The sequence below is a fragment of the Siminovitchia fordii DSM 16014 = CIP 108821 genome, from assembly GCF_000374565.1.
GTDB lineage: Bacteria > Bacillota > Bacilli > Bacillales > Bacillaceae_C > Siminovitchia > Siminovitchia fordii.
Genome location: NZ_KB894690.1, coordinates 182,501 through 204,275, shown reverse-complemented (window position 1 = coordinate 204,275; position 21,775 = coordinate 182,501). Strand labels below are relative to the sequence as shown.

Genomic DNA, 21,775 nt, shown 5'->3' with positions numbered 1-21,775 from the left:
TTGAACTGCACCCCGAATGTTAGACACATACTCGAACATTTGGAGGTGCTTTTTTAGATGGTAAAAATATCAGATTCAAATAAACATACTGCTGTTCTTCGCTATTTAGAAGGAAAGGAGTCATATCAGGATATTTCAAACTCTCTTGGAGTTGATTGTGGAGATTTTCGTCTTTGGGTTAAGCGTTATGAGTACCATGGGGAACAAGCATTTATAAAGAGCTATACAAACTATACAGCAGACTATAAACTAGACGTACTAAACTATATAAATGAACACGGGACGTCTATCCGAGAAACATCTGCGATTTTCAACCTTCCTACCACCAACTTGATACGGAGCTGGAAAAAACTCCTGGAGTCTGGTGGGATAGATGCCCTTATTCCAAAGAAAAAGGGGCGTCCAGCCATGAAAAGAAAAGATGAAAAGCAACTGAATAAAAAACGTTCAGCCGAAGGATCCGTAGAATCTTTACAGGCAGAAGTAGAACGTTTGCGTATGGAAAATGCTTATTTAAAAAAGTTGAACGCCTTAGTTCAAAACAAGGAAAAGTCACCAAACAAGACAAGGCACAAGTAGTCTATGAACTAAGGCATGAATTTCCGGTAAAGGCACTAATCAAACTAGCAGGTATTCCACGCAGCACTTATTATTACAACGTAAAAAATTTTGGCCGGCCAGACCCTGATAAAGAACTGAAACAATTGGTTCAGTCTATTTATGATGAACATGAAGGTCGTTTTGGTTACCGCCGTATACGCGATGAACTCAGAAATCGTGGGTATAAGGTAAACCACAAAAAAGTACAGCGCCTCATGAAGGAACTGGGGATTAAATGTATAGTCCGCATCAAAAAATATAAATCCTATAAAGGGACGGTTGGTGAGATCGCGCCGAATATCTTAGACCGTAACTTCCAGGCTGAAAAGTCAAATGAGAAATGGGTTACCGATATTACGGAATTTAAATTATTTGGGGAGAAGCTGTATTTATCACCCATACTGGATTTGTTTAATGGGGAAATCATCACTTATACAATCGGGCCAAGACCAACCTATTCACTAGTTTCCACCATGCTGGATCAGGCATTTAAGCGACTATCAGAAGAGGATGAACTCCTGCTTCATTCAGATCAAGGATGGCATTATCAGATGAAAAAATACCGGCATACCCTAGAGAAACGCGGGATTACGCAAAGTATGTCACGTAAAGGCAACTGTTATGACAACGCCGTTATTGAAAACTTTTTCGGTATCCTGAAGTCTGAATTTCTTTATCTTAAGGAGTTTGAAAGTGTGGAACACTTTAAACTAGAACTAGAAAAGTATATAAAATACTATAATCACAAACGGATTAAGGCCAAATTAAAAGGCATGAGCCCGATACAATACCGGGTTCATGCCCAACATGCCGCCTGACGAAATAACCGTGTCTAACTTTTTGGGGTCACTTCAGTTCGAGAGGCTTTTCTTAGTTTAATTTTTGTTTAACTTAACACCATGAAATTGAACTGTATAAACATCATTCCGTACATCATTCAACAGCGGTGCCGGGCTATGCTCCCGTGACCTTCTCAAAGCTCCCAAATCAAGCCGCCCGCTTACGATCATTTCTTTATCATTTTCTCCCCTGGCCACAATCCCGTCCTCTGTAAAATATGGATCACATGGAGAATAGATTCCTGCAAAACCAGCATTTGTTGAGAAGTTTCCTAGTTTGGGCAAATTGCTGAGAGTGGCTGTTTTTACAACAAAGACTTGGTTTTCTACCGCCCTTGCCCTTGCACAATGATCGACACGATACACTCCGTGCATCGTTTCGGTCCACGATGGACAGAAAATAATCTCCGCCCCATCGGACACCGCCTTTCTCGACAATTCCGGAAATTCAATGTCATAGCATGTTAACAACGCCACTTTAGCCCACTCAGTCTCAAAGATGTTCAACTGACTCCCGGCGTCCAAAAGACACACGTTTTTTTCAAATTGTGTCAAATGGATTTTATCCTGATGGACAAACTTACCGTCAGGGTAAAACAGGAAGCACCGATTGACCCACCGGCCGTTTTCATCTTTTACTACATGAGAGCCGCCTATAATATGAACATTGTTTGCAATACTTAACCGCCTGAACAAATTGAGATAAAGATCCGTATATTGATCAAGTCTCCTGACCAAATCATATTCCGATCCGTTTGGATGAAGGCAAATCAGCTGTGTTGAAAAAAATTCAGGAAATAAGATAAAAGCCGGATTGTCTTCCATTGCTTTGTTTGTCATTAATTCAACCTGTTCTTCAAACTGTTTTTCATCAACGATTTCTCTTATATAGTATTGAATCGCTGAAACAATAAGGTCCATATGATTCTCTTCCTTTCTGCCAAATTCCACCGTTACACATTAAACAAGAAAGTTTTTCCGGCCCCTGGAAGAAGTGTATTTCATAAATAGCATGATGGATATCAAAACGAGCACTGTCAGGAGAATAGCCAGCGCAGATCCAAGCTGCCAGTTCATTTCCACCATGAAGGTATCACGGATGACATTTCCGACCATAACCAGTTTATTTCCGGTCAACAAATCCGTTGTGACAAATACACTCAACGCAGGAACGAAAGTAATGATGATGCCTGCCAGTACACCAGGCATAGTGAGGGGAAGGGTAACATTTAAAAATGTCTTTACAGGGCTTGCCCCCAAGTCTTCTGATGCTTCCAAATAAGTCTTATCCAATTGTTCAATAGATGAATATATAGGAAGAATCATAAATGGAAGAAATCCATAAACCATGCCGATCAAAACTGCACTGGGTGTATACAGCATGTTGACCGATTCCGAAATTAATCCAAGTTTTAGAAGAATATTATTGATCACACCTTCATTATTCAATAGGATGATCCAGGAGTAAAGTCGTATAACAAGATTGCACCAAAACGGGATCATGACAAGGACAAGCAGAAGGTTTTTCCATTTATCGGCATGAGCCACAAAGTAGGCAAAAGGATACGCCAATAGGAGACAAACAATTGTTGTCATAAACGCCCAATAAAGGGAATTCCAAATGACCTTTAAGTACAAGGAACTGAAAGCAGTTTTATAGGATTCCACGCTAAACTCATAAATGGTTGTTCCATATCCGCCATTCACCGTAAAACTGATGATGGAAATCATGACGACTGGTATCATAAGGAAAAATAGCAGCCAAAGTAAACTTGGCGACAGCATCGCATAAGCACTTCTTACATTTTTAACCATAATCATCACCCCATTATCTACTTTTGTTTGAACTTCCCATACCTTTTCCTGCTGCAATAACCCCGATTACAATCAACAAAATCATAATAGTAGAAAGGGCATTAATCTCAGGGGATATCCCCTGACGGACCATTGAATAGACGAGAACCGGCAAAGTATTGGATCCTGGTCCCGCGGTAAAATAGGATATATTAAACTCATCAAGAGATATCGTAAAAACCAATAAGGATCCTGCAAGAATCGCAGGAAAGATCAATGGAAATGTAACTCTCCAAAACGTATGCCACCCGTTGGCACCGAGATCTTTGGCAGCTTCCTCTATGGAACTGTCAAATCTCACCAGCCGTGCCATGACAACAAAAATGACGTATGAGGTGGTCAACGCTACGTGACCGGGTATGACAGTTGTTGTACCCAGAGTTACGTCCATCCAGCCATATAGAGATAACAAAGCAACAGCGACTACCACGTGAGGGATAACGACAGGAATGTAAAATAAAAAATCAAACAGCTTCTTGCCTGGAAAATCATACCGATGCAAGGCAAGTGCAGCAAGCGTGCCTATCAAAGCAGAAATCACAGTTGTGACAATCGCAATAAATAAACTGTTCTTCGTCGCACTTAAAATTTGTCCATTTGAAAATAATTGTGCATACCATTCAAATGTAAAACCAGTCCATGTAGTCCCCGTCTTTGAGTCATTAAAAGAGTAAACCATCAGTACAAGTATGGGTACGTAGAAAAATAAAAACATAATGAATGTATATATGGAGAGTATCTTCTTTGTTTTTGGCCGCACCTTAACATCTACCTTTCTATGTTGCAGTAATTGAAAATAAAGTGGCTCGACAGGCCACTTTATTCAATACAATATGTTTTGTATTATTGAATTTTCAGCTCGTTATATAAACGATTGATTGACTCAAGAATTTTAGGATCCAAGATTTGATACCATTCTCCTCTTTCAACTTCCTTATCCGTCGGGTAAATGGCGGTATTATTTTTGATATCGTCATCCATCAACTCAACTGCTGCCGCGTTGGGACTGCTGCCGTTTATTTCTTCCGCATTCTTTTTGCTGTTTTCGGGGTCCAGCATAAAATTGATGAATACTTCTGCGGTATATTTATTTTCCGCAGTTTTTGGAATGGCCATATTATCCATCCAAAGCACTCCGCCTTCTTCAGGTAAAACGAATCCTACGTCTGGATTTTTAGCCATTGCCCGTGCAGCATCACCATTGTATGACATGCCAATCCAAGCTTCTCCACTTACAAACTGGGCTTCAGGTGTACCATCATATGTCAGTACATTAGGGTGAAGCTCTGTTAATTTTTCCTTAGCTTCCTCAAGTTGTTTTTCTGTGGGTTTATTAATGTCATAGCCTAACACCTGAAGAGGGACTGTGAATACTTCCCTAGCACTTTCATTCATGGCCACATGGCCTTTATATTCAGGGTTCCATAAATCATTCCAACTCTTTGGTTCTCCAGCTTTTTTCTTATTGTAGGCCAGTCCGATGCTTCCGTAGAAATAAGGAACGGAATACTTATTGCCAGGATCAAAATCCTGGTTTTTCAATGATTCAGATATATGCTCAAAATTCGGAATATTATCCATATTTAACTCTTGAAGAAAATCGTCTTTAATCATTTGTTCTACAAAATAATCGGTCGGAAAAACGACATCATAAGAAACAGCCCCGCCTTTAAGTTTCGTGTACATTTCCTGATTGGCGCTATATGTGTCTAAGATCACTTTAACACCATATTCTTTTTCAAAGCTTTTTAAAAGATCTTGAGATATATATTCTCCCCAGTTAAAAACTTTCAATTCCTTTGCCAGCTTTTTCTCTCCTTCTCCTCCGTCGGATTCCGAAGAAGATTTTGAAGAGTTCCCACATGCTGCCAAAACAAACACTAGCACCAAAGCAGCCATCAGCGATGTAAATTTTCTCAAGATGATTCCTCCTTATTATTAAAATCTATAAAACTATTGAAAACCCTTTCATTCTAACTGTAAACTATAGTATAGTTGATTTTTATATTATTGCAAATATATAATACATATGAATTTAATATATATTACAAATAATTTAACTACTTTAGTAAGAGGAGAAGTAATATGGATCTTCATCGATTACGCTGTTTCATAAAAATAGTAGAAGAAGGAAGTGTTTCTAAAGCGGCTGAAGCCCTGAATATGACACAACCGCCCTTAAGCATAATGATGGGCAAGCTTGAAAAAGAATTAAAAGTTGCATTATTTGACCGTTCCGGGAGACGTCTAACTTTAACAAGGGACGGGGAATTTTTATATTCCCGGGGAAAAGAGCTGATTGCATCGACCGAAAAGATGGTAAAAGAGCTGGTTGAGCATAACGGCGGAATACGTGGGACTGTCACCGCGGGATGCATTACCTCTGCTAATCTATTCATCATTCCCGATGCTGTGAAAAGACTCCGGGACGAGGCACCAAACATCGTCATGCGTGTAAAGGAGGGAAATTCTTCATTTGTACTGAATGAATTGAGAAATCATAGAGTAGATATCGGCATTGTACGTACGATATTTGAAGCGGAAGATCTCCATATTTCCACTTTAATGACGGAACCTTTACTGCTGGCATTGCCCCCCGGGCATCCATTATTGGAAAAGCCGTTGATCAGTATTGCCGATCTGCGGGATGAGAAATTCATCCTGCCTACCTCCTCGCACGGTTCGGGAATTGCTGAAGAGATCATGGAAGCCTGCAATAACAGCGGTTTTTCCCCTGACGTAATTTATTGGGGAACGGAAGTATTCCCCATGCTTTTAATGGTGATGAAAGGAGTAGGAATCAGCTTTGTACCTCAAAATTTCAGCCAGTTCAATTGGGCCGGACTGCCCAACCTTGTTCCTTTAGCGGAACCCACACTGGAAACAAAATTAAGCTTGGTCACACTTCAAAACCATTACCAGCCGTCTATTGTCGAACGTTTTTTGGACATCACCAGAGATGTTGCCAAAGGATTGCAGTTCCAAACTTAAATAGGGCGGGGCATCGCCCCGCCCTATTTAAGTTTATTTTACTCCATTTAAAGTTTCTCTTATGCTCTCATAAGAGTTATTCCAAAAATCAGGGGTTTCTTTGAACGTTTTTGCGACGATTTTAACCATCTCTTTGAATTTCTCATCATAGTTGTCATCTTCTTTTGATGGCAGTTCTTTTTTATACTCGTCGACAAAAGCTTTCGTCGATTCGGTGATCGGTCCCCACTTTGCCACTTCATTGCCATTTTCATCGATGAAAATGAATATCGGAATGACCCGCTTTCCATTTGTTAAATATTTGTCCATCAAATCCAAATGCTGATCACGCGGGAGAAGCCGGACGTCCATATCTGTTTTTTCCGCCAGCCGAAGCAAAACGGGAACATTTAACATACAATGGCCACACCAAACTTCAGCCAACGCTGCAACACGCAGGTTCTTCTCTTTTATTTTATTCAAAAACTCTTCGTCAACAGGCGGTTGGAAGTTCTCAAAAATATGTAAAAAGCTGTCTTTATGGTACTCCAACTTATCCATATATTGCTCAGGCGTCAATCCTTTTTCAAACCAACTATTCAAGTTCATTTTTGTCACTCCTTCGTTTTTCTTATAAAAAAGCTTATCGAATCGTGATTATTCTGTAAACAAAACTGCTTGTTTAATATAAGATAGATAGACAAACATATTTTGAAAAAGGAAGGGGAAGGTAAAGTTGGAAATAATCAATAACGCCATTCAAGACGAATATCCGGATGAATTCGCCCACTGTTTTGGATGCGGGCGCCTAAACGAGGCAGGTCATCATTTTCGGACTGGCTGGGAAGGCAGCAAAACGGTCACCATTTATGAACCCAAAGAAGAACATACGGCGATTCCCGGTTTTGTTTATGGCGGATTACTCGCTTCACTGGTCGACTGCCACGGTACAGGCTCAGCCGCACTTGCCCTACATAGGAAAAATGGCCACGAACCAGGCAGCGGGGAAGCTCCTCCTCGATTCGTTACAGCTTCATTGCATGTCGATTATTTAAAACCTACTCCCCAAGGAACAGCTTTAAAAGCGATTGGTACAGTCGAAGAGATCCACCCTAAGAAATGGAAAACCTCAGTAGAAGTCTTCGCCGGGAACATACTATGTGCGAAGGGCGAAGTAATGGCTGTCGTCATGCCTGATACCTTTAGAACTGAAAGAAAAGCTCAAGACGCACAGCCTTAGTAAGAGGAATCCCTCGGCCACCGATCTGATCCTTAAGCCAATGTACCTGATCGATAAAAGTTCTATGTCCTGTGCCACCGACGGCACTAAGACCTCCTGCCTCCTGTGCATCGTACACATTCTTTCTATTATAGAACTTGATCTATTTTATAAAAAGCATCCTTCTGTGAACTGCCCCGTAATTGTTAGACACAATCTGACGTTTACGGGGGTTTTTAAGTATCAAGCAAAGTTCCTTCCAATGCGTTTATATACCGTTTGGCAGACCTTTGCACAGCTTCATGAGCATTTTTGATGACTGCCTTTTGGAAAGCATTATACAAGCGGTCAAAATGAAGGTCATTCACACGATTGGCCAGCTCCTTTACTTTGCTGGCTGGAAGTGGTATAAGATTCGGATAACTGTACATGAAACTGACCCAGTTTGTATCTGCCACAACTTGAATAATATCGCCGGTCAATAAAATTCCTTTTCCACCGTTTCCTCCCGGCCAATGCAGAACAGATCCACCTTTGAAATGTCCGCCGAGCCGATGCAGAAAAAGATCTTCAGACAATTCCAATTGTTCATCCGACCAAAAAACAATTCGGTTGCTCGGCTCCATCACCCACTTTTTGTCATCCTCATGAATATAAATGGGGCAATCAAACGCTTCTGCCCACTGAACCTGAGTCGAATAATAATGCGGATGGGAAAGACTGATGCCATCAATTCCTCCCAGCTCCCTTATTTGCTTTTGGGTTTCTACATCAAGATAAGAGATGCAGTCCCATAGAACATTGATTCTGTCGCCTTGAACAACAAAGGCGGACTGGCCAATCCCGAATTCCGGCACCGTCGTTATCCTGTAAAGGCCTTCCTCCATTCTCACTATTTCATTTTGATAAATACCACTGGCCCGCATATCATCAAGCGTCGTCCAATCCTGGCCGTTCGGATTCACGTACTGCCTCTCCTCCGTACAAATACTGCAGTATTCAGGTGGCTCTTCGCTCTTATGATATTGAACACCACAGGTTGTACAAATGAATTTTTCCATCCCTATCCTCCACTTCATTTAGATTCCATCTTCTAATTCATGTAAAGCTATGGATATTTCCATGGCAAACGGACTTTATTAAAAACAGGATTCATGGTGACCGTACGATGCGCTTTTATCGAGATTCGCGCTCTTTGAAGTGTGATGATGACTAAATGAATAAAGTTTCCTAGATTCATTTAATCAGAACCGACAAGGGCCTTCTAAAGAGACTCTCCTTTAAAACCTTGATATTTCCCCTCCAATTCCCCTTTACCTTTCTACAGTCCCACCCGTTTTGTCCCCAACCAACAACAAAAGCAGCCAAATTTTGTTTTCTCCAGACGATGCCAGATAATTTTAAAGTTTATACAATAAAGTTAAGTCTAATATACCTAAGGTGGTGAATAAAATGGAAGCGGTAACAAGAAATTTCTTTTTATGTCTTTCCAAAAACAATTGGCTGAATCAGGTGGCAAGGAAAAGAGGCAGCGGTATTGTAACAGGAAAAATCATCGCCGGAATTGATTTTCCAAATTCGGTCCAAATCATCAGAGAGCTTAACAGAAAGGGTTTGTCCACCACTGTTGATCACTTGGGAGAGTTTGTCCATTCAAAAGAAACAGCCATCGAAAGAACAAAGGAAGCCATTGAAACGGTCGAAACGATCGCCAGGGAAAAGCTCGATTCCCACATATCCGTTAAAATGACATCGCTTGGCCTTGATATTGACCGGGATCTTGTCGTCAGAAACATGACAAGCATTTTAGATACAGCTGAAAAACATGGCGTCATGGTTACGATCGACATGGAAGATGAGCCACGCTGTGAGCAAACACTGGAGCTATTTAAACAGCTCAGGGAATCGTACAGTTGTGTCAGTACAGTCCTGCAGGCCTATTTGTACCGAACGGAACAGGATCTAAAAAAATTAAGTGTTTTGAAACCGTTTTTACGGCTTGTTAAAGGGGCCTACAAAGAGCCGGCAACAGTTGCCTATCCCGATAAAAAGGATGTCGATGACAATTATAAAAAATTGATTAGGCAAAGCTTGGAATACGGACTGTATACGGCCGTCGCCACTCACGATGACGAAATGATCAACTATACAAAGGCACTTGCAGAAAAACTGAAGATCCCAAATGACCAATTCGAATTCCAAATGTTGTACGGGATGAGGAGCAAGACTCAACTGGAGTTAGTGGAACAAGGATATAAAATGAGAGTTTACGTGCCATACGGACGCGATTGGTATGGTTATTTCATGAGAAGGCTGGCTGAAAGGCCGGCAAATATTTCATTTGCCTTTAAGGGATTAGTAAAAAAATAATCATATAAAATAATAAGGAGTTGTGGCGGATGATCACTTATAAACATGAACCATTCACTTATTTTTCCAAAGAGGAAAACAAACAGGCATTCAAAGCAGGGCTGGATTTGGTTGAAAGCTATCTTGGCAAGGACTACCCTTTAGTTATCGGCGGTGAAAAAATCACGACGGTTGAAAAAATCATTTCTATAAATCCTGCAAACAAAGAAGAAACCGTCGGCCGAGTGTCGAAAGCTAACCGAGTATTGGCTCAACAGGCGATGGACAGTGCACTCGCAGCCTTTGAATCTTGGAAAAAAGTAAAACCAGAAATCCGGGCAGATGTCCTATTCAAAGCGGCAGCCATCATTCGTCGAAGAAAACATGAATTTTCTGCATTGCTTGTCAAAGAAGCCGGGAAGCCATGGAATGAAGCGGATGCCGATACGGCAGAAGGCATTGACTTCCTGGAATACTATGGAAGGCAGATGCTTGAGTTGAAAGACGGGAAAAAAGTGGAGAGCCGGCCAGGAGAATACAACCGATATGATTATATCCCGCTTGGTGTTGGTGTAATCATTTCACCATGGAATTTCGCCTTTGCCATCATGGCCGGAACAACCGTGGCCGCCATCGTTTCAGGTAATACGGTCCTCTTGAAGCCGGCATCAACCACACCTGTCGTCGCAGCCAAATTTGTTGAAGTGATGGAAGAGGCAGGATTGCCAAAAGGGGTTCTCAATTATATTCCGGGAAGCGGCTCCGAAGTCGGCGACTTCCTTGTCGACCACCCAAAAACCCGTTTTATCAGTTTTACAGGGTCAAGAGAAGTCGGCACACGTATCTACGAACGTGCAGCTATTGTAAACGAAGGCCAGATTTGGCTGAAGCGCGTAATTGCTGAAATGGGGGGAAAAGATACAATTGTCGTGGATAAGGAAGCAGACCTGGAGCTGGCAGCTCAATCAATCGTTCGCTCGGCTTTTGGGTTTTCCGGACAAAAATGTTCTGCGTGTTCCCGCGCTGTCATTGTTGATGATGTATATGATGAAGTGTTAAATCGTGCCGTCGAATTAACCAAAGAGCTGACCGTAGGGGATCCTGCCGATCAGAATAATTTTATGGGACCGGTGAACGACCAAAATGCATTTGATAAAATCATGAAGTATGTCGAAATCGGAAAAAACGAAGGTGAATTGATGATCGGGGGAGAAGGTGATGACTCACAAGGTTACTTCATCAAACCGACCATTTTTGCTGGGGTGGATCCTAAAGCACGCATCATGCAAGAAGAGATTTTCGGTCCAGTCGTAGCATTCGCCAAAGCGAGAGATTTTAAGGAAGCGTTGGAGATTGCCAATAACACTGAATATGGGCTGACAGGAGCTGTCATCTCCGACAACCGCATGCACCTGGAACAAGCCCGTGAAGATTTCCATGTCGGGAATTTATATTTTAACCGCGGATGTACAGGGGCGATAGTAGGATATCAGCCTTTCGGCGGCTTCAATATGTCCGGTACCGATTCCAAGGCTGGAGGCCCAGATTATCTTCTGCTTCATATGCAGGCGAAGACTACATCTGAAATGTTGTAGTCATTGGAACGGAGATGAATTTTTATGACAGATGAAACTTTAAAGCTTGTCACAATTGTTGTGTATATGTTACTCATGCTTGTGATTGGCTGGGTAGCCTATAGGAAGACAGGCGACCTGACCGATTATATGCTCGGGGGGCGGTCTCTTGGTCCGGCAGTCACGGCGCTCAGCGCCGGGGCTGCAGATATGAGCGGCTGGCTCCTCATGGGGCTGCCCGGAGCTGTTTACGCAAGCGGATTGACCAGTGTATGGATTGCCGTCGGTTTAACGATAGGAGCTTACTTAAACTGGATTTTTGTCGCACCTAGACTCCGCAGCTACACACAGGTGAGCAATGATTCCATTACAATCCCCTCTTTCTTTGAAAATAGGCTGAAAGACAATACGAAACTGCTGCGAATTGTTTCGGCCCTTATCATCTTGGTCTTTTTTACTTTTTATGTTTCTTCAGGTCTAGTCGCAGGAGCCGTTTTCTTTGAAACCTCTTTTGGATTCGGTTATCAGCAAGGGTTGCTCATCATCGCCTTCGTTGTCGTGGCCTACACACTTTTTGGCGGTTTCCTCGCTGTGAGCTGGACGGACTTTGCTCAAGGCCTGATCATGTTGACTGCACTGTTGATTGTACCGGCATTGGCAGTTATGAATACGGGAGGTCCGGCAAAAACAGTTGAAACGATTCAGTCTATTGACCCTGAAATTTTTTCATTTTTTAGGGATACAACATTGATCGGAATTATTTCCCTCCTTGCTTGGGGTCTCGGTTATGTAGGGCAGCCCCATATCATTGTAAGGTTCATGGCCATCAGTTCAGTACGAGAAACAAAAGTAGCCCGCCGAATTGGGATGAGTTGGATGATTGTATCGTTGCTGGGAGCTGTATTGACAGCCCTTATTGGGATCGCGTATTTCTATACGACGAATCACACACTGCATGATAAGGAAGCTGTCTTTATCGAGCTGGGCCAAATCCTTTTCCATCCATTATTTGCAGGTTTTGTCTTAGCGGCGATTCTTGCTGCCATCATGAGTACCATCTCATCACAGTTGATCGTTACTTCAAGCGCTCTGACTGAAGACTTATACAAATTAATCTTCCGTCGTGATGCAAGTGACAAAGAGCTGGTCTTTTTCGGACGAATGGCCGTTTTAGCCGTGGCATTGATAGCCTTTATTCTCAGCTCCAATAAAACGGAGTCGATCCTGAATCTTGTAGCCCACGCATGGGCTGGGTTTGGCGCTTCGTTCGGTCCGGTCGTTGTATTAAGCCTCTATTGGAGAAAGCTGACAAACTGGGGAGCGATTTCCGGAATGGTTGCCGGGGCTGTGACTGTACTTGTTTGGCAAAGCTTGAACTCTCCTCTATACGAAATTGTGCCAGGCTTCATCATCAACCTTCTCGTTGCAGTGATTGTCAGCCTGATCACATTTAAACCGAATGAAGAAATCGACAAAGAGTTTGATGAGAGCTTGCGTCTTTTGAAGGAATAGTGTGTTTTCTTGAAGCGGTCAATGAAAAGTGTGATAAACTTTTCATTGACCGCTTGTATTTTGGATGGGGGGAGTTTCAATGGACAGCCTCTTGGAAAAAATCATGTCTCTGACGAGTGTCGAAGAAATAACAGAGATGATCAGTGAATATTTAAAAAAGCCCGTTGTCATAGAAGATGAACAATTTTCCCTTTTGGCTTACAGCTCTTTTTACATCGACCAGTTTGATGAAGCCAACAAGCAAACCATTTTTACAAAACGCTGGACGATTCCTATCTTGGAGAAGTTTATGAGTGAAGGGATTGTCGATCAGTTAAAAACAATTCCCGAACCATTCAGAGTGGAGCAGATAGAGGAGATTGGATTGAATCAGCGTGTTGTTGTAAGCGCTAAATATAAAGATCGCGTTTTGGGTTTCATCTGGGTGCAGGAAACCGACCGACCACTGACCGATAAAGACCTCAACTTTTTGCTGGATGTCTCTTTTCATGTAGGCAAACTTCTCTATCAAAATAAGCAATTGAAGCTGAAAAAAGACGAAGAGAAGAATAATTTTTATAGAAAAGTCCTGGAGGAAGCTTTCCAAACGGAAGCCCAAATCAAATGGGAAGCCGCCAATGTTAAAATTCCCATGCCAGATTCCTTTATTTCCATCGTTTTTACAGTTGGCCCCTCTAGTGAAGAATCTTTTGGAGAGCTACTTGAAAAAGTTGGACTTTTCGCAAATGCGTTAAAGATGCCAAGCCACCTTTTCATTGATCAGCTGATGGTGATTGTGATGATAGGCAGCAGCCTATCTTCCCCGAAAGAACTGTCTATGCACGCAAACACCCTGACATCGTCAGTGTTGGCACAGTTTACTGGGGAGCAGGTCTATGCTGGAATCAGCCGTGAACATACCTCTGTCACCCATCTTAGGAAAAGTTATCTTGAAGCTATGGAAGTCATTAAAGTAGCCAAATTGATCGGGCTGAAGGAACTTCCATCATTTGAATACAAAAACCTTGGGCTTTACCGATATTTGGAGGCGATTTCACAGCAGCAGAAAAAAATGGATGTCGTGAATGAGGACCTTCTGAAGCTGAAACTAAAGGACAAAGAAAGCCAAACGAATCTGCTTCAAACGCTTGAAACCTACTTGGAGGAAAATTGCAGGCTGAAGCAAGCTGCGGAGAAGCTATTCATCCATACAAACACACTGAAATACCGACTGAATCAAATTACGGAGTCGACTTCGATTTCGTTTGATGACTTCCATAAAAATTGTCAACTATATATTGATTTGCAGATTATGAAAGTGAAAGGGTAAGAAGCTGTTTCCAGTATGTTCTAAGAATAAACCATATCGTCATCTTTGGTAACAATTCGTCTCAGCGAAACAATCCTAAAAACTCTCGGAAAGCAATTAACAGCTCTCCAAGAGTTCTTTTCGTTATCTCTTCTCTTTCATATTTACAAAGACGCTTTTTACTTCGGTATAGTTTGCGAGTCCGTATTCCCCGCCCATTTCGCGGCCGATTCCAGACTGTTTGTAACCACCGAATGGCATGGTTTCCCATTCAAGGCCAAAATCATTGATCCAGACTGTCCCGGATTGGAGTTTGCCCGCGATATAATGGGCTTTTTTAACGTTTTCCGTCCAGATACTCGCTGCCAACCCGTAGTCGCTGTCATTTGCCCGACGGATGACTTCTTCCACCGTATCAAACGGGAAGACAGCCATGACCGGCCCGAAGATTTCCTCCCGGGCGATGGTCATATCATCTGTCACATCTGCAAAAATAGTGGGGCGGACAAAATACCCTTTGTCATAGACACGTTCTCCTCCTGCAATAAGGCGCGCACCTTCTTCCTTCCCTTTTTCGATATAGGAGAGGACAGTTTCTAGCTGTTTTTGTGAAACAAGAGGCCCCATTTCAGTCGCTTCATCAAGTCCATGCCCGACTTTTAGTGAATTTGCCCTTTCGGCCAATCCCTGCAATACTTCGTCATACAGGGAGCGGTGAACGTAAACCCTTGTGCATGCACTGCAGTTTTGGCCATGGTTATACATTGTTCCTGCAAACGCCCCGTCAATCGCTTCACTTAAATCCGCATCTTCCAGAATAATCGCCGGGGACTTTCCACCAAGCTCCAGTGTCACTCCCTTGATTTGGTCCGCGGCCTGCTTCATGACCGACTTGCCCACCGCCGTTGATCCCGTAAAAGCTACTTTATCGACACCTTTATGGCGGATCATCCCTTCCCCGGCTATCCGGCCAGATCCAGGGACGACATTTACCACACCGTCCGGAAAGCCGGCTTCTTTAAACAATTGCGCCGCATACAGAATGGAGAGTGGTGTTTCAGTTGCCGGTTTGATCACCACAGTACAGCCGACCGCCAAGGCCGACCCCAGCTTCCATGCTGCCATCGCAAGCGGAAAATTCCATGGGATAATCTGCCCGACGACCCCAATCGGTTCATGAACGATATAGTTCAGATAATCCGGTGAGACTTGGACTGTTTTCCCCTCAATCTTCGTGGCCCAGCCCGCATAGTACCGGAAGTGCTGAACAGTGCCGTCCACATCGTCGGCCAAGGCAACAGCATACGGCTTTCCATTATCCAATGTCTCCAGCTGCGCCAACTCTTCCCTGTGCTCTTCGATTAAATCTGCAAACTTGTAGATCAGCCTGGAACGCGAAGCAGCGTCCATCCGGGTCCATTCCCCTTTGTCAAAAGCGCAGCGGGCTGCGGAAACTGCCAAATCGATGTCTCCCTCCCCCGCCTCATAAACTTCCGCAATCTTCTCTTCCGTGGCCGGATTCAATACATCGAATGTCTGCCCGCTTTTTGATGAGACAAATTCCCCGTTAATATACAGCCCTAATTTATTTTTTAAAAACTCCCGAACTCTTGGCTTCAGCTCTGTTGATTTTGCCTTTACTTCTGTCATTTTCCTTCCCCTCCGTGGATCGTTGATGCTTCCAGAACATCCAACTGCTCCATTAACCTTTTAAGTGTTTCCTGCTCTTCCTGGTTCAATCCAAGACGCGGCCTACGGGCCGGGCCGCCGGCGAGCCCCTTCAAGTCCATAGCATGTTTGGTAATTTGGACATACTTTCCGGAACCCTCAAGGAAGTTCAAAAGGGGAAGCAGTTTATCATACAATTCCCATGCACGATCGATGTCCCCTGCCATATAGGCATCATACATTTCCTTGGCCGTCCGCGGTGCGATGTTCCCCCCAACGGAAATCCAACCTTCCGCCCCGACCATGAACGATTCAAGAACCATATCGTCCGCTCCACAGAATGTTTTGATAAATCCTTTGCCTTGGCGAGAAATGTCACGAACGTTCCTGATTTCTCCGCTGGATTCTTTGACGTGCGTAATATTCCTCACATTTTTGCCTGTCCGAAGGATTGTATCAACCGAAATGTTCACTCCTGATGTGAAAGGGTTGTTATAGATCATAACTGGAAAGGACACAGATTCAGCCACAGCCTTAAAATGTTCGTAAATCTCTTCTTCCTTTGGATGAGCGTAATATGAATTGATGAGTAGTGCGGCATCTGCTCCCGCCTTCTCAGCCTGCAGAGTGTATTCGATCGCATCCTCCGTAGTTTCCGCTGCAGTTCCCACGATAAGAGGGATTCTGCCGCCAACCTGCTCAACAGCCACTTCAACAGCCTTAAATCGCTCCTCTTTCGTCAAACTTACAAATTCTCCTGTGCTTCCATTGATAGCAAGTCCATCGACACCTTGGTTAATGAAATACTCAATATTGTTACTAAAACCTTCCCAATTGATCGTTTCGTCTTGGTGCATCGGTGTAATCAATACTGGAAATACGCCTTTTAAATTTTTCATCATCTATTCCTCCTAATGATTCTATTACTTCATTCTTATCTATCCGCATGACCGTATTTGTTCCCAGATTTTCTCGAGCTCCGCTCGATAAGTTTCCTCTGAGAATCTGTGGCATCCGCCGGAGACCTTGACTTTATTCAGCCGGGGTTTAATCTCTGAATGGAATACCAATATGCATTCACCCTCACCACTTACAGAAGTGGGAGATTTCTGCTGAATGAAGTTAAAAAATCAGGTCCTTAGAATACACACAGTAGGGAGTCAGGGTATTCAAAAAGATTACAAGAACGGTCAGTACAGAACTGGACAGGTAAGTTTTTTCTATCCAATTGAACTCTTTTCTTTGGCTATACGAGCCTGTTTACATTTTTCCTCCCAAAAATCAGCGCCGCTTATGCCAGCCTGAATCGGATCAAAAACAGGATCTTTACCTGCTTTTTTCTGAGTCTCATAATCTTTTAAAACTTTTAAAGTCGGTTTAGTGAGAAGTAAAATCGCAAGCAGGCTGAGCCATGCCATAGATCCGAATCCGATATCACCCAGCGCCCACATCATAGATGCTGATTTAACGCTGCCTATAAAGATCATGAGGAGCATGACAATTTTTAGCGTTGTTTTCAACCAAGGCAATTCTCGCTTTCCGCTCAAATAGATCAACGTTGTTTCTGCGATATAGTAATAAGCCATCAACGTAGTAAACGCAAAGAAGAAAATAGCTATGGACACAAACCCGGGACCGAATCCAGGCAGCACTGTTTCGACCGCCATTTGAGTATAGGCAGGACCCGCCTCGATGCCGGGCAACGTCTGAACAATCGGATCTCTTCCCTCCGGCGTCACATTATACATCCCCGTTACCAGAATCATTAGACCCGTTGCCGTACAAACCAAAATTGTATCAATATAGACTGAGAAAGCTTGAACTAATCCTTGTTTAGCGGGATGTGACACTTCAGCAGCCGCAGAACTATATGTCGCTTCCCCGCAACCGGCAACATTGGAGAATATGGCCCTTCTGACCCCCCAGGCAATCGCTGTTCCTACTATTCCGCCAAAGATTTGATTGGATCCGAAAGCACTAGTGAAGATCAAGGAAAGCATCCCAGGCACTTTGTCATAATTCAAGCCTAATACAATAAAAGTAACGACCACATAGCCAACCGCCATAAACGGAACAACGGTTTGCGATACACTGGCAATGCGTTTTAGACCGCCAAAAATAATTACTCCAAGTAAAGCAACCAAGAATATTCCGGTAACTGTCTTGTTTAAGCCAAAGGCATTTTCCATTCCTGCTGCAATATTATTTGCCTGTACTCCAGGTGTTAAGAATCCGTAGGAAATAGTGACAACCACAGCCATGATTACAGCAAACCACTTGAGATTTAACCCTTTTTCAATAAAATAAGGAGTTCCCCCGCGATATGCATTTCCCACCTTGCTCTTAAATACTTGTGCAAGCGTCGATTCAATAAAGGCACTCGCACCGCCCAACAACGCCATGACCCACATCCAGAAAACCGCTCCCGGTCCGCCGTATGCAATGGCGGTTGCCACACCTGCGATATTCCCTACCCCTACACGGCCTGACAAAGCTAAACAAAATGCCTGAAAAGAGGAGATACCGTTCTCGGAGCTTTTTCCCTCAAACAACAACAGAATCATTTCTTTAAAATACCGAATTTGAACAAAACGAGTCGTAATAGAGAAAAATAGTCCTGCTCCAAGTGCAAAAACAACTAGACCAGTCCCCCATACTTGATCGACCAGCCAATTAATGACTCCTTCCATCATGGGCTCCCCCTAAAATTTATTTAATTAAAAACCCCTTCGGCAACGGATCCGTCGGATCGAGTACAAAGGTTTGCAATCCGGTAATAAATGCTCTTGCATTCACAGAGAATTGAACTTTCCCGTCATAATGTGCCTTGGATTCAAGAAAGCTTCCGTAAACGCTTTCATTTAATAGAGTTTGTTCCACTTCTATTCCATCTCTTGATAAAAGGGATGCAAAACAAGCTGTTGTTGGTCCAAAGCCCGGTGATCGGACAATCCAACCATCCTTCCGAAAGGTGACGGTCTTAATTTTTCCTTGTACCAGTGCTTCATCATCCATCAGTATGATGCCTTGTATGTCAGAATTAGTTTTTAGTTCCTGTAAGTTGTTTTTCCCCCACTTTTTTAAAGCGGAAAGCTCACTGAGCTCAATTTTTAAACCCAGTGCTTTATTATCAAACAGAGCATACCGTTGATCCGCCTGAACGATTGTATACGATTCATCAAGCAGCGGAACATCAGTTTTAATCACAGAACATTCTCCAAGTGCCACTCTTGCAGAGACAACTTGTTCTTTTTCCTTTACTGCAATCACAGGAATCACACCCTGTACCGTTTCGATGTAATACTCACCAGCTGCTTTCTCCTGCAATCTGCCGCTTTCAAGCATTGCAGTAACTATTGCAATAACCCCTCCATAATGAATAGGCAATGTACCTTCATGGTTAAAAAAGACGGCTGCCACATCACCACTCTCGGTGAACGGAGGAACGACCAGACATCCGTTTATCCCCGCAAACCCCCGCGGCTCATTAAGTAAAAGTGCCATCTCTTCCGAGAATACGCTTGGCAGCTGCTCATCGAACTCTTTTAAACTTCCATATTGAACAAAAGGTACATCATTAATGATCCGAAACACTTCACCTGCTATGTGTACGTCTGTTGCAGTGTATATTTTTTGAAGGTTCATTTCACTTCCTCCCTTTCATGTTCCATTGGCGGAATGAGGAGAAAACCTTCTTTTAACGGATCTTCTTCGTTGTAGAAGAAGCGATGCATGCCCATCAGCCAAGCAGATCCTGAGATGTTCGTTACGACTGCTTCCAGCCCATTTACGCTTGTTGTTTCCAAGACGCGTCCTTTAAACAAAGAGCCAACAATGCTTTCGTGTACGAACTCTTCTCCTACGACAATTTCCTGATTGGCATAAAGAACCGCTAGTTTGGCTGAAGTTCCAGTTCCGCAAGGTGAACGATCTATTCCCCCAGGCGGGACGACAACGGTATTTTTCACATCCGCCTTTTCGTTTGTTGGATCTGTAAAAAACTCTATATGGGTTAATCCATTGATGAAAGGATATTTCGGATGGACAACCTCTATCTGCTCATTGATGGTGTTTCTGATTGTAATCGCCTGATCGATTATCGTGGAGGCGTTTTCAGGAATCAGCTCAATCCCGATTGACTTTGCGTCAATGATGGCGTAGAAATTGCCTCCATAGGCTATATCTGCTTTTACTTTTCCAATTCCTTCCACGTCAACTGAGACTCTTCTCAACAAAAAAGCCGGTACATTGCAGAATGACACTTCTTTGGCCTTCCCGTTCTCAACCCTGATTTCTACTTCCACCACTCCTGCTGGCGTATCCAGTTTTAAAGTAGTGACAGGTTCTTTCGCTTCAATGATTCCCGTCTCAATCAAAGCAGTACAGACACCTATCGTATCGTGTCCGCACATCGGCAAATATCCGCCTGTTTCAATATAAATCACACCGAGGTCAGCTTCAGGATGGCAAGGATCCGTAAGCAACACTCCAGACATAACATCATGTCCCCTTGGTTCATTCATGAGCAGCTTTCGAATCCAATCATATTCTTTTTTCATATAAAGCATTTTCTCTGACATAGTGCTTCCTTTCAATTCAGGAAGACCGCTGATCAAAGTCCTTGTCGGGTTCCCTCCCGTATGTGTATCAATGGTTGTAAACACCTTATGTGCCTTCATCGACTCACCACCTTTTTCGAAAACCGGTTATAGCGGAGCGGATCAACAGGAATGCACGTTCCCTTTTCATTAAGCATCTCTTCAAGCACTTTTCCGGTCACAGCCGAAAGGCTGATCCCATCCCCTTCATGGCCTGCCGCTATGTAAAAGCCTGGGACTTCATCCACATGGGAAACGATTGGTAGATGATCTTCTGTGTATGGACGCAGACCGGCGTAGGAACGTATCATCATCATATCCGCCATCTTCGGATAAAAACGGATCGCCCTTCTCGCAATGCACTCAATGACTTCATTTTTCACTCTCGTATCAAAGCCGACAAACTCCCTGCTGCTTCCGATAAGAAAGTTTTGACTTTCCGTCGGTTCAAACACAAGGGCCACTCCGTACTTTTCGGTGAGTGAATCCACTCGCCGCTGCCCTCCAAACTTAGAAATCAAGTAGCCGAATTCCATTACCTTGCGGGAGCCGACATGTTCCTGTCTGGAAGCAACAATAATATGCCCTTTCCTTGGCTGAATTGGAATGGAAAGTCCTAACATTTCTCCAATTCGAGGTGCCCAGACACCACATGCATTTACCACTTGATTAGCCTTAAAATCGCCATTCGAAGCTTCTACTCTAAACCCTCCATCTGGTTCTTTTTTTATACTTTTTACTTCGGTTCGTTTCCAAGCTTCAGCTCCATAGTTTTGTGCGCTTTCCAGTAAAGCAAAAGCGAGCATATAGGGATTAATGGTTGAATCCGTAGCACATTCCAAACCACCTAGCAGATCATCGGCAAAGTACTTTGATTCCTGGCGAATGTCTTCGCGATCCAATATCCGGAAAGGCAGTCCTGCTGCCTTTTGCCTATCTACCCACTGCTGAGCTGCTTCCATTTCTTCCTCCGACTCACAGACAAGAATGCTTCCTGGTGCACGGTATTCAAAGGGATAGTTCAATTCTTTTGACAGTTGATCCACCAGCTTTTGGCTGACCAGGGACATTTGGCTGTCAAAGCCGGGATCTTTATCAATCGCCAAAATGTTTCCGTCACATTTGGAAGACGTCCCACTGACAAATTCCCTTTTTTCGAGAATAGTCACTTGCCGCCCTGATTTGGATACGTAATAAGCGATCGCACAGCCAATAATCCCGCCGCCAATCACCAATACGTCGGTATGCTTCAATACTGTCCCTCCTTTCGTTGCCTAACTATATTTGCAAGGATTGTGCCATTG

General features: G+C 43.3%; 20 protein-coding genes. 7 read left to right on the top strand and 13 right to left on the bottom strand.

The window, feature by feature from the left end:
* The first annotated feature begins 57 nt into the window (after nt 1–57).
* Nucleotides 58–1,418, top strand: a protein-coding gene (locus tag C509_RS25535; RefSeq protein ID WP_154654392.1) for an IS3 family transposase whose coding sequence is annotated in 2 segments (ribosomal slippage) — nt 58–514 and nt 514–1,418 — 1,362 coding nt in all. Because the reading frame shifts where the segments join, the coding sequence is not laid out codon by codon here.
* A gap of 57 nt (nt 1,419–1,475) precedes the next feature.
* On the opposite strand, the gene C509_RS23805 is transcribed toward C509_RS25535, so the two are convergent.
* From C509_RS23805 to C509_RS0110820, 4 genes are all read right to left on the bottom strand, one after another.
* Nucleotides 1,476–2,360: a carbon-nitrogen hydrolase family protein gene (locus C509_RS23805; RefSeq protein ID WP_018706960.1), complete on the bottom strand. Its 885-nt coding sequence runs from the start codon at nt 2,358–2,360 to the stop codon at nt 1,476–1,478.
* 39 nt (nt 2,361–2,399) lie between these two features.
* A complete protein-coding gene (locus tag C509_RS0110830; RefSeq protein WP_018706959.1) occupies nt 2,400–3,254 on the bottom strand; it encodes an ABC transporter permease in 855 nt (284 codons plus the stop codon).
* A 13-nt stretch (nt 3,255–3,267) separates the two neighbouring features.
* A complete protein-coding gene (locus C509_RS23800; RefSeq protein WP_245542464.1) occupies nt 3,268–4,008 on the bottom strand; it encodes an ABC transporter permease in 741 nt (246 codons plus the stop codon).
* A 128-nt stretch (nt 4,009–4,136) separates the two neighbouring features.
* Nucleotides 4,137–5,213 (bottom strand): ABC transporter substrate-binding protein, encoded by a 1,077-nt coding sequence (locus C509_RS0110820; protein ID WP_018706957.1) that lies wholly within the window; start codon nt 5,211–5,213, stop codon nt 4,137–4,139.
* A gap of 165 nt (nt 5,214–5,378) precedes the next feature.
* On the opposite strand from C509_RS0110820, the gene C509_RS0110815 reads away from it, so the two are divergent.
* Nucleotides 5,379–6,284 (top strand): LysR family transcriptional regulator, encoded by a 906-nt coding sequence (locus C509_RS0110815; RefSeq protein WP_018706956.1) that lies wholly within the window; start codon nt 5,379–5,381, stop codon nt 6,282–6,284.
* Between the two features lie 33 nt (nt 6,285–6,317).
* Here the strand turns inward: C509_RS0110815 and C509_RS0110810 are convergent, their stop codons facing one another.
* On the bottom strand, nt 6,318–6,872 hold the full coding sequence (locus C509_RS0110810) for a thioredoxin family protein (RefSeq protein WP_018706955.1): 555 nt from the start codon (nt 6,870–6,872) through the stop codon (nt 6,318–6,320).
* Nucleotides 6,873–6,999: 127 nt separating this feature from the next.
* Between C509_RS0110810 and C509_RS0110805 the strand changes: the two genes are divergently transcribed.
* Nucleotides 7,000–7,503: a PaaI family thioesterase gene (locus C509_RS0110805; RefSeq protein ID WP_018706954.1), complete on the top strand. Its 504-nt coding sequence runs from the start codon at nt 7,000–7,002 to the stop codon at nt 7,501–7,503.
* 215 nt (nt 7,504–7,718) lie between these two features.
* Here C509_RS0110805 and C509_RS0110800 read toward each other — a convergent pair whose 3' ends face one another.
* Nucleotides 7,719–8,543 carry a hypothetical protein gene (locus C509_RS0110800; protein ID WP_026319802.1) on the bottom strand — a complete coding sequence of 275 codons (825 nt, stop codon included), beginning with the start codon at nt 8,541–8,543 and terminating at the stop codon, nt 7,719–7,721.
* Between the two features lie 47 nt (nt 8,544–8,590).
* Nucleotides 8,591–8,722, bottom strand: coding sequence for a hypothetical protein (locus C509_RS27230; RefSeq protein WP_281168069.1), 132 nt, complete (start codon nt 8,720–8,722; stop codon nt 8,591–8,593).
* A 212-nt stretch (nt 8,723–8,934) separates the two neighbouring features.
* Between C509_RS27230 and C509_RS0110790 the strand changes: the two genes are divergently transcribed.
* The 4 genes from C509_RS0110790 to C509_RS0110775 all read left to right on the top strand — a co-directional run bounded on the left by C509_RS0110790 (nt 8,935) and on the right by C509_RS0110775 (nt 14,226).
* Entirely contained in the window at nt 8,935–9,852 is a 918-nt protein-coding gene (locus C509_RS0110790) for a proline dehydrogenase family protein (protein ID WP_018706951.1), read from the top strand.
* Between the two features lie 29 nt (nt 9,853–9,881).
* Entirely contained in the window at nt 9,882–11,426 is a 1,545-nt protein-coding gene (pruA, locus tag C509_RS0110785) for an L-glutamate gamma-semialdehyde dehydrogenase (RefSeq protein ID WP_018706950.1), read from the top strand.
* A 24-nt stretch (nt 11,427–11,450) separates the two neighbouring features.
* Nucleotides 11,451–12,917 (top strand): sodium/proline symporter PutP, encoded by a 1,467-nt coding sequence (gene putP, locus C509_RS0110780; protein WP_018706949.1) that lies wholly within the window; start codon nt 11,451–11,453, stop codon nt 12,915–12,917.
* Between the two features lie 79 nt (nt 12,918–12,996).
* A complete protein-coding gene (locus C509_RS0110775) occupies nt 12,997–14,226 on the top strand; it encodes a PucR family transcriptional regulator (RefSeq protein ID WP_018706948.1) in 1,230 nt (409 codons plus the stop codon).
* A 123-nt stretch (nt 14,227–14,349) separates the two neighbouring features.
* Here C509_RS0110775 and C509_RS0110770 read toward each other — a convergent pair whose 3' ends face one another.
* The 6 genes from C509_RS0110770 to C509_RS0110745 form a co-directional block, all read right to left on the bottom strand.
* Entirely contained in the window at nt 14,350–15,855 is a 1,506-nt protein-coding gene (locus C509_RS0110770; protein ID WP_018706947.1) for an aldehyde dehydrogenase family protein, read from the bottom strand.
* On the bottom strand, nt 15,852–16,772 hold the full coding sequence (gene dapA / locus C509_RS0110765; protein ID WP_018706946.1) for a 4-hydroxy-tetrahydrodipicolinate synthase: 921 nt from the start codon (nt 16,770–16,772) through the stop codon (nt 15,852–15,854). The genes C509_RS0110770 and dapA overlap by 4 nt, the downstream gene beginning before the upstream one ends.
* A gap of 321 nt (nt 16,773–17,093) precedes the next feature.
* The gene (locus tag C509_RS0110760; protein ID WP_018706945.1) at nt 17,094–18,563 is read right to left on the bottom strand and encodes an alanine/glycine:cation symporter family protein; all 1,470 of its coding nucleotides are present in this window, start codon (nt 18,561–18,563) and stop codon (nt 17,094–17,096) included.
* 19 nt (nt 18,564–18,582) lie between these two features.
* The gene (locus C509_RS0110755) at nt 18,583–19,518 is read right to left on the bottom strand and encodes a proline racemase family protein (RefSeq protein WP_018706944.1); all 936 of its coding nucleotides are present in this window, start codon (nt 19,516–19,518) and stop codon (nt 18,583–18,585) included.
* Nucleotides 19,515–20,552: a proline racemase family protein gene (locus C509_RS0110750; protein WP_018706943.1), complete on the bottom strand. Its 1,038-nt coding sequence runs from the start codon at nt 20,550–20,552 to the stop codon at nt 19,515–19,517. Before C509_RS0110750 ends, C509_RS0110755 begins: the two co-directional genes overlap by 4 nt.
* Complete coding sequence (locus C509_RS0110745; RefSeq protein WP_018706942.1) at nt 20,549–21,724, bottom strand: NAD(P)/FAD-dependent oxidoreductase; 1,176 nt, start codon at nt 21,722–21,724, stop codon at nt 20,549–20,551. Before C509_RS0110745 ends, C509_RS0110750 begins: the two co-directional genes overlap by 4 nt.
* Nucleotides 21,725–21,775 lie beyond the last annotated feature (51 nt).

Excerpts from the sequence above, each read along its gene's own strand:
- C509_RS0110750 (WP_018706943.1), bottom strand. The coding sequence starts at position 20,552 with ATGAAGGCACATAAGGTGTTTACAACCATTGATACACATACGGGAGGG.
- C509_RS0110800 (WP_026319802.1), bottom strand. The coding sequence starts at position 8,543 with ATGGAAAAATTCATTTGTACAACCTGTGGTGTTCAATATCATAAGAGC.
- dapA (WP_018706946.1), bottom strand. The coding sequence starts at position 16,772 with ATGAAAAATTTAAAAGGCGTATTTCCAGTATTGATTACACCGATGCAC.
- C509_RS0110760 (WP_018706945.1), bottom strand. The coding sequence starts at position 18,563 with ATGGAAGGAGTCATTAATTGGCTGGTCGATCAAGTATGGGGGACTGGT.
- C509_RS0110830 (WP_018706959.1), bottom strand. The coding sequence starts at position 3,254 with ATGGTTAAAAATGTAAGAAGTGCTTATGCGATGCTGTCGCCAAGTTTA.
- C509_RS0110790 (WP_018706951.1), top strand. The coding sequence starts at position 8,935 with ATGGAAGCGGTAACAAGAAATTTCTTTTTATGTCTTTCCAAAAACAAT.
- C509_RS0110775 (WP_018706948.1), top strand. The coding sequence starts at position 12,997 with ATGGACAGCCTCTTGGAAAAAATCATGTCTCTGACGAGTGTCGAAGAA.
- C509_RS0110770 (WP_018706947.1), bottom strand. The coding sequence starts at position 15,855 with ATGACAGAAGTAAAGGCAAAATCAACAGAGCTGAAGCCAAGAGTTCGG.
- C509_RS0110810 (WP_018706955.1), bottom strand. The coding sequence starts at position 6,872 with ATGAACTTGAATAGTTGGTTTGAAAAAGGATTGACGCCTGAGCAATAT.
- C509_RS23800 (WP_245542464.1), bottom strand. The coding sequence starts at position 4,008 with ATGTTTTTATTTTTCTACGTACCCATACTTGTACTGATGGTTTACTCT.
- pruA (WP_018706950.1), top strand. The coding sequence starts at position 9,882 with ATGATCACTTATAAACATGAACCATTCACTTATTTTTCCAAAGAGGAA.
- putP (WP_018706949.1), top strand. The coding sequence starts at position 11,451 with ATGACAGATGAAACTTTAAAGCTTGTCACAATTGTTGTGTATATGTTA.
- C509_RS23805 (WP_018706960.1), bottom strand. The coding sequence starts at position 2,360 with ATGGACCTTATTGTTTCAGCGATTCAATACTATATAAGAGAAATCGTT.
- C509_RS0110755 (WP_018706944.1), bottom strand. The coding sequence starts at position 19,518 with ATGAACCTTCAAAAAATATACACTGCAACAGACGTACACATAGCAGGT.
- C509_RS27230 (WP_281168069.1), bottom strand. The coding sequence starts at position 8,722 with ATGAATCTAGGAAACTTTATTCATTTAGTCATCATCACACTTCAAAGA.
- C509_RS0110815 (WP_018706956.1), top strand. The coding sequence starts at position 5,379 with ATGGATCTTCATCGATTACGCTGTTTCATAAAAATAGTAGAAGAAGGA.